We start from the raw sequence: 11,689 nt of genomic DNA, 5'->3' as shown, positions 1-11,689 counted from the left end.
GCACCAAGGAAGGACTGTCCAAGAAAGAGATCATCCGATGCCTCAAGCGCTACATCGCCCGCGAGCTCTACCAGATCATCACAACAAACGATCTTGAACTCGCCGCTTGACATCCATAGGAGCATCCCCGCTCCCCGATCCGTCTCGACGAAGAGAGATTCCCATGACCATCGCGATCATCGGTGCCACCGGCCAGCTCGGCGGCCTCACCATCGACGCCCTCCTGCAGCGCGGCGTACCCGCCGGCGACATCCTGGCGCTCGGCCGCAACACCTACCGCCTCGCCCAGCTCGCTGACCGCGGGCTGCGCACCGGCAGCCTCGACCTGGACGACGTGCCCGGCACCGCCGCCGCCCTCGCGGGCGTGGAGAAGCTGCTGCTGGTGTCCTTCGGCGACCTGGGCGGCCGCGTCGCCCAACACCGCAACGCCATCGACGCCGCCCGCCAAGCCGGCGTCCCCTACCTGATCTATACCTCCGGCCTGCATGCGCCCACCACGAACCTGCGGCTGGCCGCCGACCACAAGGCCACCGAGGAACTCATCACCGCCTCCGGCATCCCGTCAACGTTCCTGCGCAACGGCTGGTACACCGAAAACCACAAGCAGGACTTCACCACCGCCCGCGAGCACGGCGTCATCGCCAACAGCCTCGGCCACGGACGCTTGGCCACCGCCGCCCGCAAGGAGTTCGCCGAAGCCGCCGCCGTCGTCCTTTCCACCCCCGGACACGAGGGCAAGGCCTACGAACTGTCCGGCGACACAGCCTGGACCTTCACCGAGTTCGCCGCCACCGCACAACAACTGCTCGGCCGCCCGGTGGCCTACCAGCCGCTCACCGCCGAGCAGGAGCGGGAGCAGTTGCTGTCGTTCGGCCTCGACGAGGGCACCGCGGACTTCATGGTCGCGCTCAACACCGACCTTGGCGACGACGCCATGTCCTCCACCCCCGGTGACCTGGCTCGGCTCATCGGCCGGGCGGCCGAACCGCTGGCCGTGACCATGAAGGGATGGATCTGATCCGAGGGCTGCCGGGCTGTCCATCGACGGGGTATGGGGGTTGGCAGCGCCCGACGGGGCGGCCCGCCGTTCGTCACCAACCGTCGTCTCCGATGATCGACCGGTAACCGGTGGACGCCACGGGTCGAGCCCTCTGCTGAGGGTATGGGGACATCTCTACCTGCGGAGGGGTGCGGCTGGGCTGACCGGGTCGGGCGGGCGGTTCAGGGGCCGAGGGCCTGATCGAGGGTGGCGGCCCACTGGTTGAGGAGGCGGGTGCGGCGTGCTGAGTCGTCGGTGAGGAGGTCGGCCAGGCCGAGGCCCCGCACTAGGTCGAGGGTCGCCTGGACGGTCTCGCGGACACCGGGCACTGTCTCGTCCGCGCCGAGGGCCTCGACGGTGAGGCGGTGCGCCTCGCGTCCCACGCGGGCCTCGAGGGGGACGACCTGCGCGCGGAGCTGCTCGTCGGAACTGGCCGCGACCCAGAGTTGCAGTGCGGCGCGGAACAGCGGGCTCGTGTACATCTCGCCGAGCAGGGTGACGACGGCCAGGGTGGACGGGCGGTGGTCGGCGAGGGCGTCCAGGCGTTCGCGCATCTGGGTCATCCGCACCTCGGAGCCGTAGTCGACCGCTGCCGTCACCAGTTCCTCGCGCGTCCGGAAATGGTGCTGGGCGGCGCCCCTGGACACGCCCGCGCGCTCGGCGACCACGGCGACGGTCGTCCCGGCCCAGCCGACGGAGGAGAGGCAGCCGATGGCGGCCTCCAGGAGGCGCCGCCGGGTGGCGCGGCTGCGGTCCTGCTGCGGTTCGCGTGAAAGTGCCTGGTGGGCGGTCATGGGTTCCTTGGTCGGTGGGCCTCCCAGTCAACCAAACGACCCCGGAAGGAAACAATCATGCGCGATTGATTTTTCCTCTCCCGAGTGATCCGTCACGCCACACGACCGCGCCGGTCCGGTCGTCCAGCCACGCTTCGGCCACCGTGCCCAAGGTGATGTAGCGGACGCGGCCGAGCGGGTCGAGCGCGACGTGCCGGACAGTCGCCCAGCCGCCGGGGCCGATATCGCGGAGTACACGGTGGACGTGCTGCATAGCGACGTTGCGGTCGCTCGTCACTCCGGCCCAGCCGGCGTCCTCGGCCCGGACGTCCCACGCGAATATCTCCGGCGCCCGTCGACGCCCACTGAGTGGGTTCACGACCCAGCTGCCCCCTCTGCCGGGGGAGCTGTGGGGCGCGGCGGTACTTCCCGTCCGTTCCCGGCTCGTCCTGTCCTGGTCGTTCCGCAGCGCGCCCGCGGTCGTCGGCTCGGTCACCGTGCCGCCCGCCTCATGGCCGCCTTGATGTGGTGCGCCGCGGCGTCCAGTTCGTTGGCCGGACGGATCGGCGCACCGGTGTGGACGTCGTAGAACCACCACTGTCCGTCGCGGTAGCGGCATCCGATCGTGGCCGCCCGACCGGAAGCCCTGTGCGGGATCACGTTGAGGACGGGATAGCCGTCGATCGAGGTGAAGGCCGTCAGCAACCCCGTGGCCAGGGCGAGTTTCTCGCAGAGGCGGACCAGGAAGGTGATCCGCTCCCGCTGTGGGATCGCCGTCCCCGTCCGCCGTGCGGCGGCCGGCTCGGGGGGAGGTGGCGGGAGGACGCGTCCTCCGGGCCGCCGCTCGTGCGCTCCCATCTGCTCACGCCCCCAGTGGTTCGCGGCGGCGGACAAATCGATTGGCGAGTTTCATGATCGGCCTCATTGTCGTGGGGGAATTGCCGTATGGCCCACAATCCTTGGCCGACGCGATTACTCTCGGCTATACGTTCATCCCCACAAGTGACCCAAAGGCCGCACAAGGCCCTGTGCAGATCGGAAGGATTCTCATGCCGGCCCCGCCCCCCTCAGAATCGGCCCGAGCATTCTTCGCCTTTCACCTCAAGCGCCATCGGGAGGGAAAAGGCTGGTCACAACCCGCCCTTGGGGCAAAAATCCACATCTCGGGCAGCATGGTCAGCGGCATCGAGCTCTGCACCCGCCGCCCGACGTCCAAGATCTCCCAAAAGCTGGACGAGGTCTTCGGCCTGGACCAGTTCTTCGAGGCGCTCTACCCCCGCGTCATCGAGGAGACCGGCCTCCCGGCCGGCTTCCCCGAGTTCACCGATGCCGAGGCGGACGCGAGCATGATGAGGCTGTACGAGAACTTCGTCATCACCGGCCTCTTCCAGACGGAGGACTACGCGCGTGCCGTGCTGCGGGCGGGTCAGCAACCGGAGAAGCTGGAACGTCTCGTGGCCGCGCGGATGGAACGCCAGGAGGTGCTGCGGCGGGACGAGCCGATCGTGATCACAGCGCTGCTCGATGCTTCGGTTCTTCGTCGCTCATTCGGCGGGCGAGAAGTCATGCGCGCCCAACTCGAACACCTGCTGGCGCTATCGGAGTTGCCTTGCATCCACCTCCACGTGGTTCCGGAGGAGGCCGAACTCTGTCCAGAGGGCTCGTTCACGATCCTGTGCTCGCCCGGCGAACCGGATACGGTCTACGCCGAGATGGCGGGTGGCCGAGGTCGGCTGATCGACGATGACGGGTATGTCGCCGAACTTGGCATACTGTATGAGTTGATCAGGTCCAAGGCGCTGAACGCCGAGGACTCGCAGGCCGCAATCCGCAAGGCGTTGGAGGAACTGTGAAAATGACCGAGTTCTCGCCCGCCCAATGGCGTAAGAGCAGCCACAGCGGGGGCCAGAGCGGTCAGTGCGTGGAGGTCGCGCAGGCGTCCGCCCTCGTCGGGATCCGGGACAGCAAGGACCCGGAGGGGGGCCGTCTGGTCGTCGGACGCGCCGCCTTCGGTGACCTGCTGGCCCAGGCGAAGGCCGGTTCCCTCGATCTCTGACCATCCGCGGACGGCCCCGGCGGGACGAAGCTGTCGGGGCCGTCGTGATCTCTGCACTCTGCTTTCGACGGGAAAACAATCATGCGTGATTGATTTTTTGGGGGCGGGGTGGCAGGGTTCAGCCATGAGTCAACCGCTGCGGGTGGGTAACGCCTCGGGCTTCTACGGCGACCGCTTCTCGGCGGTGCGGGAGATGCTGGAGGGCGGGCCGCTGGACGTCCTCACCGGCGACTACCTCGCCGAGCTGACCATGCTGATCCTGGGCCGCGGCAAGATGAAGGATCCGGACGCCGGGTACGCGACCACCTTTTTGCGGCAGATGGAGGAGTCCCTCGGGCTGGCGGTGGAGCGCGGTACCGCGATCGTCACGAATGCCGGCGGGCTCAACCCGCGTGGGCTGGCGGAACGGTTGCGCGAGCTGGCCGCGCGGCTCGGGATCGAGGTGCGTGTCGCGCATGTGGAGGGCGACGACCTGATGGCGCGGGCCGAAGAACTGGGGCTCGCGGACTCTCGTTATGGAGCGCCGCTGACCGCCAACGCCTATCTGGGCGCTTGGGGGATCGCTGAGTGCCTGCAGGCCGGCGCTGATGTGGTGGTCACCGGTCGCGTTACCGATGCCTCGTTGGTGGTGGGGCCGGCTGCTGCGCATTTTGGGTGGGCGCGGGATGACTGGGACGCGCTCGCGGGCGCGACCGTCGCCGGCCACGTCTTGGAGTGCGGGGCACAGGCCACCGGCGGCAACTACGCATTCTTCGAAGAGATCTACAATGTAAAGGCGCCGGGCTTTCCGATCGCCGAAATCCGCGCCGACGGCTCCAGCGTCATCACCAAGCACGACGGGACGGGTGGCGCCGTGACCACCGAAACCGTCACCGCCCAGTTGCTGTACGAGATCGGCGGGCCGTCCTATGCCGGGCCGGACGTGACTACGCGGTTCGACACGATCGAGCTGGCGCAGGACGGGCCCGATCGGGTGCGGATCAGCGGTGTTCGCGGGACCCCGCCGCCGCCGTCCACCAAGGTGTGCCTGAACCACCTCGGCGGGCACCGCAATGAGATGACGTTCGTCCTGACGGGGCTCGGCATCGAGGCCAAGGCGGAGTCGGTCAAGGCTCACATGGCGGCCGCGTTCGGCGACGCCCCGCCCGCCCGAGTCGAGTGGACGCTCCTCGGCACCGCCAAACCCGACCCCGCCACGCAAGGGGAGGCGACAGTCCTGCTGCGCTGCGCCGTCCTCGACCCGGACCCGGACAAGGTCGGCCGCGCGTTCAGCAATGCGGCGGTGGAACTGGCCCTCGCCGGCTACCCGGGTTTCACGATGACGTCCCCGCCGGGGAAGGGGAGCCCGTACGGGGTCTACACGCCCGCTTACGTCCCCAATGAGGCGGTCGAACACGTCGCCGTCACGCACGAGGCGGCCCGTATCCCTGTCCCGCCATCGCTCGCCACTGCCCCGCTTCCTGCCACGGCCCCGCTCTCCGCCACCGAGGTGGGCAAGGAAGATGTTGCCGCCCAGTCCCCACCCGCCCGGGGGGTCCAGCCCACTCCCAGTGTCAACCACGCAGGTCACGCGGGGGAGGTCGGACAGGGAACTGTGGATAACCGCCCCGGCGCCCAGGGCCCGGTCGTGCGGGGGCCGCTGGGACGGGTGGTGGGGGCGCGGAGCGGGGACAAGGGCGGGGACGCCAACATCGGCGTCTGGGCCCGGACGGATGCTCAGTGGCGTTGGCTGGAGCCCTTCCTCACCGTCGAGCGGCTGAACGAACTGCTGCCCGAGACGCGGGACCACGCCGTTCGGCGATACGTCCTGCCCAACCTCCGTGCGGTCAACTTCGTCATCGAAGGGCTGTTGCAGGAGGGCGTGTCCGCCTCGACCCGGTTCGACCCGCAGGGCAAGGCGCTGGGGGAGTGGCTGCGATCCCGCCTCGTCGATGTCCCGGAGTCCATTCTCGTCTCCCCAGAACCGGGCTCGAAGACCGAGCATTCGGTTCCGGAGAACGGCCAGAACCCGGAGGGAGTCCTTTGACCCTCAAGAGCATGTTGGACGCGCGGAGCCCCGAGTACCGGGAGCGCCGCGCGGCCATGCTGGAGAAGCTGACGGCGCTGGACGCCGAACACGCGAAAGCCCTCGAAGGCGGCGGCGAGAAGTACGTCGCGCGACACCGCAAGCGCGGGAAGATGCTGGCGCGAGAGCGCATCGAGATGCTCCTCGATCCCGACTCGCCGTTCCTGGAGTTGAGCCCGCTCGCCGCGTGGGGCAGCGACTTCCCCGTCGGCGCGAGCGTCGTCACCGGTATCGGCGTCGTCGAGGGCGTCGAGTGCATGATCGTGGCGAACGATCCGACGGTGCGGGGCGGCTCCAGTAACCCGTGGACGGTGAAGAAGAGCTTCCGGGCGTCCGACATCGCGCTGGAGAACCGGCTTCCCGTGATCAACCTGGTCGAGTCGGGCGGCGCGGACCTCCCGACGCAGAAGGAGATCTTCATCCCCGGCGGGCGGATGTTCCGGGACCTGACCCGGCTGTCGGCGGCGGGCATCCCGACGATCGCGCTGGTGTTCGGCAACTCCACCGCCGGCGGCGCGTACATCCCAGGCATGTGCGACTACGTCGTCATGGTCAAGGAGCGCGCGAAGGTGTTCCTCGGCGGGCCGCCGCTGGTGAAGATGGCGACGGGCGAGGAGGCCGACGACGAGGAGCTCGGCGGCGCGGAGATGCACGCGCGCGCCTCCGGCCTCGCCGACTACATGGCAGCGGACGAGGCCGACGCGCTCCGCCTCGGACGCCAGATCGTCAAGAACCTCAACCACCGCAAGCTCGGCCCGGCCCCGGGAAAGGCCGAAGAGCCGCTGTACGACGCGGAGGAGCTGGCCGGGATCGTCCCCGAAGACCTGAAGGTCCCGTTCGACCCGCGCGAGGTCATCGCCCGCGTCGCGGACGGCTCCCGGTTCGACGAGTTCAAGCCGCTCTACGGGACGAGCCTCGTCACCGGCTGGACGAGCGTCCACGGCTACCCGATCGGGGTCCTCGCCAATGCGCAGGGCGTCCTGTTCGGGGACGAGGCGCAGAAGGCGGCGCAGTTCATCCAGCTCGCCAACCAGAGCGACACGCCGCTGCTGTTCCTGCACAACACGACCGGCTACATGGTCGGCAAGGAGTACGAGCAGGCCGGGATCATCAAGCACGGCGCCCTGATGATCAACGCGGTGGCGAACAGCAAGGTCCCGCACATCTCGATCGTCATGGGCGCCTCCTACGGGGCGGGCAACTACGGCATGTGCGGCCGGGCCTACGATCCCCGGTTCCTGTTCACGTGGCCGTCCGCGAAGTCGGCGGTGATGGGGCCGCAGCAGCTCGCCGGCGTCCTGTCGATCGTGGCGCGGCAGGCCGCCGAAGCCCGCGGCCAGGCGTACGACGAGGACCAGGACCGCGCCATGCGGGAGATGGTCGAATCCCAGATCGAGGCCGAGTCGCTGCCGTTCTTCCTGTCGGGACGGCTCTACGACGACGGCGTCATCGACCCGCGCGACACCCGCACCGTCCTCGGCCTGTGCCTGTCCGTCGTCCACAACGCGCCCGTGCGCGGAGCCGACGGCTTCGGCGTCTTCCGGATGTGAGAAACGTACCAATGATCAACAGTGTGCTGGTCGCCAACCGCGGCGAGATCGCCCGCCGCGTCCTGCGGGCCTGCCGGGACCTCGGCATCGGGACGGTCGCCGTCTTCTCCGACCCCGACGCCGACGCCCCGCACGTCCGGGAGGCGGACGTCGCCGGACGGCTGCCCGGAGCCTCCCCGGCCGAGACGTACCTGTCGGCGGAGCGGCTCCTCGCCGTCGCGAAGAGCGCCGGGGCCGACGCCGTCCATCCCGGCTACGGGTTCCTGTCGGAGAACGCGGACTTCGCGCGCGCCGTCCGCGACGCGGGCCTCACCTGGATCGGCCCGCCGCCGGACGCGATCGCCGCGATGGGCTCCAAGATCGAGGCGAAGAAGCTGATGGCGGCCGCGGACGTCCCCGTGCTGCCCGAACTCGACCCGGCGAACACGACCGAAGCGGACTTCCCGCTGCTGGTCAAGGCGTCCGCGGGCGGCGGCGGGCGCGGCATGCGGATCGTCCGGGCGCCCGGCGAGCTGCGGGACGCCGTCGAAGGGGCGCGCCGCGAGGCGGAGTCGGCGTTCGGCGACCCGGCCGTGTTCTGCGAGCCGCTGCTGGAGGACGCCCGCCACATCGAGGTGCAGATCCTCGCCGACGCGCACGGCACCGTCTGGACGCTCGGCGAGCGCGAATGCTCCATCCAGCGCCGCCACCAGAAGATCGTCGAGGAGGCGCCCTCCCCGGCGGTCACCCCCGGGCTCCGCAAGGAGCTGTGCGAGGCGGGGGCGAACGCGGCCCGCGCCATCGGCTACACCGGCGCCGGGACGGTCGAGTTCATGCTCGCGCGCGACGGCCGCTTCTACTTCCTGGAGGTCAACACCCGCCTCCAGGTCGAGCACCCGGTCACCGAATGCGTGTACGGGGTGGACCTCGTCCGGCTGCAGATCGAGGTCGCCGAAGGCGCCCGCCTGGACGAGACCGCGCCGGAGCCGCGCGGCCACGCCATCGAGGTCCGCCTGTACGCGGAGGACCCCGCGCACGACTGGCGCCCCGCCAGCGGCATCCTGCGCACCTTCGAGGTGCCGGACGTGGACGCCGAGTTCGCCGTCCCCCCGGCGCACGGGCTGCGGCTCGACAGCGGCGTGGAGAGCGGTGCCGAGGTCGGCGTCCACTACGACCCGATGCTCGCCAAGGTGATCGCGTGGGCCCCGGCCCGCGCCGCCGCCGCCCGCAGGCTCGCCGCCGCGCTGCGCGGCGCCCGCATCCACGGCCTCACCACCAACCGCGACCTGCTCGTCCGGATCCTGGAGGAACCGGGCTTCCTGGACGGCGACACCGACACCGGCTACCTCGACCGCATCGGCCTCGACGTGCTGGCCGCGCCGCTGGCGGACGAGGCCGCCGTCCACGTGTCCGCGCTGGCCGCCGCGCTCGCCCAGGCCGCCGCGAGCCGGTCCGGCGCCGTGGTGCTCGGCGGGCTGCCGTCCGGATGGCGCAACGTCCGGTCCCAGCCGCAGCGCCGGACGTTCGAAGGCCCCCACGGGACGTTCGACGTCGACTACGACCTGCGCAGGGACGGCCTGGCCTCCGAACTGTGCCCCGGCACGTCCCTGATCAGCGCCGTCCCGGACCGGGTCGTCCTCGACCGCGACGGACTCCGCGAGACCTTCACCGTCACCACGGCCGGGGACGCGGTGCACGTCGACTCCCGCCTCGGCCCGGTGACGCTCACGGCCGTCCCGCGCTTCGCCGACCCGAGCAGCCAGATCGCCCCCGGCTCCCTCCTCGCCCCCATGCCCGGCACGGTCGTCCGCGTCGAGACGGAACCGGGCGCGGACGTCGCCGAGGGGCAGACCCTCGTCGTCCTGGAGGCGATGAAGATGGAGCACCGCATCACCGCCCCGTCCACCGGCACGGTCGCGGAACTGAACGTCGCCGCAGGCCAGCAGGTCGAGTCCGGCGCCGTCCTCGCCGTCATCGAGTAGAACCGCCGCGGCTCGCAGGCAGGAAGGAAACCGACCCCCGAATGAGCTTCGTTGAGAGTGAGGAGCGGCGGGCGCTGCGCGCGGCCGTCGCCGAGCTGGGCGCCAAGTACGGCGCGTCGTACTACGTGGAGAAGGCCAAGGCCGGGCAGAAGACCGACGAGCTGTGGGCCGAGGCCGGGCGGCTCGGGTACCTCGGCGTCAACGTGCCGGAGGAGTACGGCGGCGGAGGCGGCGGCATCGGCGACCTCGCCGCCGTGTGTGAGGAGCTGGCCGCGGCCGGCTGCCCGCTGCTGCTGATGGTGGTGTCCCCGGCGATCTGCGCGACGATCATCGCCCGGTCGGGGACGGACGAGCAGCGCGAGCACTGGCTGCCGCGCTTCGCCGACGGCTCGGTCAAGATGGCGTTCGCGATCACCGAGCCCGACGCCGGATCCAACTCGCACCGCATCACGACCACGGCGCGCCGCGACGGCGACGGCTGGGTGCTGAACGGGCAGAAGACGTTCATCTCCGGCGTGGACGAGTCGGACGCCGTCCTGTTCGTCTCCCGCACCCAGGACCAGAAGGGCAACCTGCGCCCCTCCCTGTTCATCGTCCCGACGGACACGCCCGGCTTCACCTACACGCCCATCGACATGGAGATCGTGTCGCCGGAGAAGCAGTTCATCTGCCACCTCGACGACGTCCGGCTGCCCTATGACGCGCTCATCGGGGACGAGGACGGCGGCCTGCTTCAGCTGTTCGCCGGCCTCAACCCCGAGCGGATCATGGCGTCCGCGATGGGCGCCGGGATCGGCCGGCTCGCCCTCGGCAAGGCCATCGCCTACGCCGGGGAGCGCCAGGTGTTCAAGACGCCGATCGGCGCGCACCAGGGCCTCGCGCACCCGCTCGCCGCCGCCAAGATCGAGCTGGAGCTGGCGCGGCTGATGGGGCAGAAGGCCGCCTGGCTGTACGACGAGGGCGACGACACGGGCGCGGGGGAGGCCGCGAACATGGCCAAGTACGCGACCGCCGAGGCCGCGATCCACTGCGTCGACCAGGCCATCCAGACGCACGGCGGCAACGGCCTCACCACCGAGTACGGCGTCGGGATGCTCGCCGGGGTCGTCCGGCTGATGCGCATCGCCCCGGTCAGCCGCGAGATGATCCTCAACTACGTCGCGCAGCACTCCCTGGGCCTGCCCAAGTCCTACTGACCCGGCGCCGCGAAGGATCACCCCGCCGGTTGCCATACCTGGGGTGGTGATCTAGTTACTCTCTGTATTCATTCGGGGAGGATCGCGGAGGAAGTATCGGAGAGGGCGAAAGGAACGATCATGCGTAGGTTTCTCTCGGTTCTGGTCCTGACGGCCGGCGCGACGCTCGCCGGGTTCGCCGGTGTCGCGGCCACCGCGTCGGCGGCTCCCGCCGCGCCCGCGGCCCAGGCGTCCGCCATGCACCACTGCGGATGCGGCTGCTGCGGTCACCACCACAACCACAACGAGAACACCAATATCAACATCAACGTCTGATCGCACCGGCCGCCGCCGCGCGGCCCGGCCACCGCCGGCGGAGGTCCACCCGACCTCCGCCGGCCGCCACCAGACAGCCCCCGCCCGCCGCCGATGGACGTTGCGCAGAGCCCGCCGCTCCTTGCCTGCCGGACGTTGCCTGCTGCTTGCCAACGACTGCCGCACCAATGCCTGCCGCTGGGCGATGGGCGCTGCCTGCCGGCGCCGTCCGCTGCTTGCCGATCACTGCCGCACCACTGCCCACTGCCCGCCGCCCGCCGTCTGCTGCCCGCCGTCCGCTGCCCGCCGTCCGCTGGGTGTCATCTGCTGGGCGTTGTTGCGCGCTGGCCGTCGGCGTTTATGCGAGTGGGGCTAGTAGGGCGTCTAGTTGGGCTTTGAGTGGTGTAGGGGCGGTGAGGCGGTTGTCGATGTGCAGGTGGGGGACGGGGGGAGGGGTGATGGGGAGGATCAGGCGGGCGGGAGAGGGAGGTGGGGACCGCGAGGACGGCGGGGGAGAGCACGGGGGCTGGAGGGTCGGCTCCCAGCGCGCCTCCCGCCCCACCGTAGCCGAAGGGCGGGGCAGGCGGGGGAAAGAGCCGGCCGGGAACACCCGACAGAAATGCGGCGCGTGCCGCATGGGTGCCGCGACCGCCCAGACGCAGCTGCCCCGGCGGCTCCAGGGAAGCCGGGCTCAACCCTTTCGGGGGGTTCGTGAGGAGGCACCGGTCGTGGAGCGCATGCGGCAAGCGATGCAT

The 11,689-nt window shown here is 70.4% G+C and carries 11 protein-coding genes; 8 read left to right on the top strand and 3 right to left on the bottom strand.

The annotated features are described in order from the left end of the window. Positions 1–163: 163 nt before the first annotated feature. Entirely contained in the window at positions 164–1,018 is an 855-nt protein-coding gene (locus HUX53_RS09600) for an SDR family oxidoreductase (RefSeq protein WP_176402804.1), read from the top strand. A 203-nt stretch (positions 1,019–1,221) separates the two neighbouring features. On the opposite strand, the gene HUX53_RS09595 is transcribed toward HUX53_RS09600, so the two are convergent. The 3 genes from HUX53_RS09595 to HUX53_RS09585 are packed head-to-tail and all read right to left on the bottom strand — an operon-like array spanning position 1,222 to position 2,670. Continuing rightward, positions 1,222–1,833, bottom strand: coding sequence for a TetR/AcrR family transcriptional regulator (locus tag HUX53_RS09595; RefSeq protein ID WP_176402803.1), 612 nt, complete (start codon positions 1,831–1,833; stop codon positions 1,222–1,224). A gap of 55 nt (positions 1,834–1,888) precedes the next feature. Beyond that, on the bottom strand, positions 1,889–2,308 hold the full coding sequence (locus HUX53_RS09590) for a hypothetical protein (protein WP_176402802.1): 420 nt from the start codon (positions 2,306–2,308) through the stop codon (positions 1,889–1,891). Next, entirely contained in the window at positions 2,305–2,670 is a 366-nt protein-coding gene (locus HUX53_RS09585; RefSeq protein ID WP_176402801.1) for a hypothetical protein, read from the bottom strand. Before HUX53_RS09585 ends, HUX53_RS09590 begins: the two co-directional genes overlap by 4 nt. Positions 2,671–2,723: 53 nt before the next feature. Between HUX53_RS09585 and HUX53_RS09580 the strand changes: the two genes are divergently transcribed. The 7 genes from HUX53_RS09580 (at position 2,724) to HUX53_RS09550 (ending at position 10,955) form a co-directional block, all read left to right on the top strand. After that, entirely contained in the window at positions 2,724–3,665 is a 942-nt protein-coding gene (locus HUX53_RS09580) for a helix-turn-helix transcriptional regulator (RefSeq protein ID WP_176402800.1), read from the top strand. A gap of 2 nt (positions 3,666–3,667) precedes the next feature. Continuing rightward, on the top strand, positions 3,668–3,868 hold the full coding sequence (locus HUX53_RS09575) for a DUF397 domain-containing protein (protein WP_176402805.1): 201 nt from the start codon (positions 3,668–3,670) through the stop codon (positions 3,866–3,868). Between the two features lie 124 nt (positions 3,869–3,992). After that, positions 3,993–5,894, top strand: coding sequence for an acyclic terpene utilization AtuA family protein (locus tag HUX53_RS09570; RefSeq protein ID WP_176402799.1), 1,902 nt, complete (start codon positions 3,993–3,995; stop codon positions 5,892–5,894). Positions 5,895–5,905: 11 nt separating this feature from the next. Further along, complete coding sequence (locus HUX53_RS09565; protein WP_176402798.1) at positions 5,906–7,483, top strand: acyl-CoA carboxylase subunit beta; 1,578 nt, start codon at positions 5,906–5,908, stop codon at positions 7,481–7,483. 11 nt (positions 7,484–7,494) lie between these two features. Beyond that, positions 7,495–9,444, top strand: a complete 1,950-nt coding sequence (locus tag HUX53_RS09560; RefSeq protein WP_176402797.1) for a biotin carboxylase N-terminal domain-containing protein — start codon at positions 7,495–7,497, stop codon at positions 9,442–9,444. Between the two features lie 41 nt (positions 9,445–9,485). Then, positions 9,486–10,640 (top strand): acyl-CoA dehydrogenase family protein, encoded by a 1,155-nt coding sequence (locus HUX53_RS09555; RefSeq protein ID WP_176402796.1) that lies wholly within the window; start codon positions 9,486–9,488, stop codon positions 10,638–10,640. 120 nt (positions 10,641–10,760) lie between these two features. Then, entirely contained in the window at positions 10,761–10,955 is a 195-nt protein-coding gene (locus tag HUX53_RS09550; protein WP_176402795.1) for a hypothetical protein, read from the top strand. Positions 10,956–11,689 lie beyond the last annotated feature (734 nt).

The organism is Actinomadura sp. BRA 177 (assembly GCF_013372625.1).
Lineage (GTDB): Bacteria > Actinomycetota > Actinomycetes > Streptosporangiales > Streptosporangiaceae > Spirillospora.
The sequence above is the reverse complement of the archived record's forward strand: the minus strand, read 5'-3'. Positions and strand labels throughout refer to the sequence as shown.

What these genes read in the sequence shown, in the direction of transcription:
- HUX53_RS09560 (WP_176402797.1), top strand. Translation starts at nt 7,495, where the DNA reads ATGATCAACAGTGTGCTGGTCGCCAACCGCGGCGAGATCGCCCGCCGC.
- HUX53_RS09600 (WP_176402804.1), top strand. Translation starts at nt 164, where the DNA reads ATGACCATCGCGATCATCGGTGCCACCGGCCAGCTCGGCGGCCTCACC.
- HUX53_RS09555 (WP_176402796.1), top strand. Translation starts at nt 9,486, where the DNA reads ATGAGCTTCGTTGAGAGTGAGGAGCGGCGGGCGCTGCGCGCGGCCGTC.
- HUX53_RS09595 (WP_176402803.1), bottom strand. Translation starts at nt 1,833, where the DNA reads ATGACCGCCCACCAGGCACTTTCACGCGAACCGCAGCAGGACCGCAGC.
- HUX53_RS09580 (WP_176402800.1), top strand. Translation starts at nt 2,724, where the DNA reads ATGATCGGCCTCATTGTCGTGGGGGAATTGCCGTATGGCCCACAATCC.
- HUX53_RS09575 (WP_176402805.1), top strand. Translation starts at nt 3,668, where the DNA reads ATGACCGAGTTCTCGCCCGCCCAATGGCGTAAGAGCAGCCACAGCGGG.
- HUX53_RS09565 (WP_176402798.1), top strand. Translation starts at nt 5,906, where the DNA reads ATGTTGGACGCGCGGAGCCCCGAGTACCGGGAGCGCCGCGCGGCCATG.
- HUX53_RS09550 (WP_176402795.1), top strand. Translation starts at nt 10,761, where the DNA reads ATGCGTAGGTTTCTCTCGGTTCTGGTCCTGACGGCCGGCGCGACGCTC.
- HUX53_RS09585 (WP_176402801.1), bottom strand. Translation starts at nt 2,670, where the DNA reads ATGGGAGCGCACGAGCGGCGGCCCGGAGGACGCGTCCTCCCGCCACCT.
- HUX53_RS09570 (WP_176402799.1), top strand. Translation starts at nt 3,993, where the DNA reads ATGAGTCAACCGCTGCGGGTGGGTAACGCCTCGGGCTTCTACGGCGAC.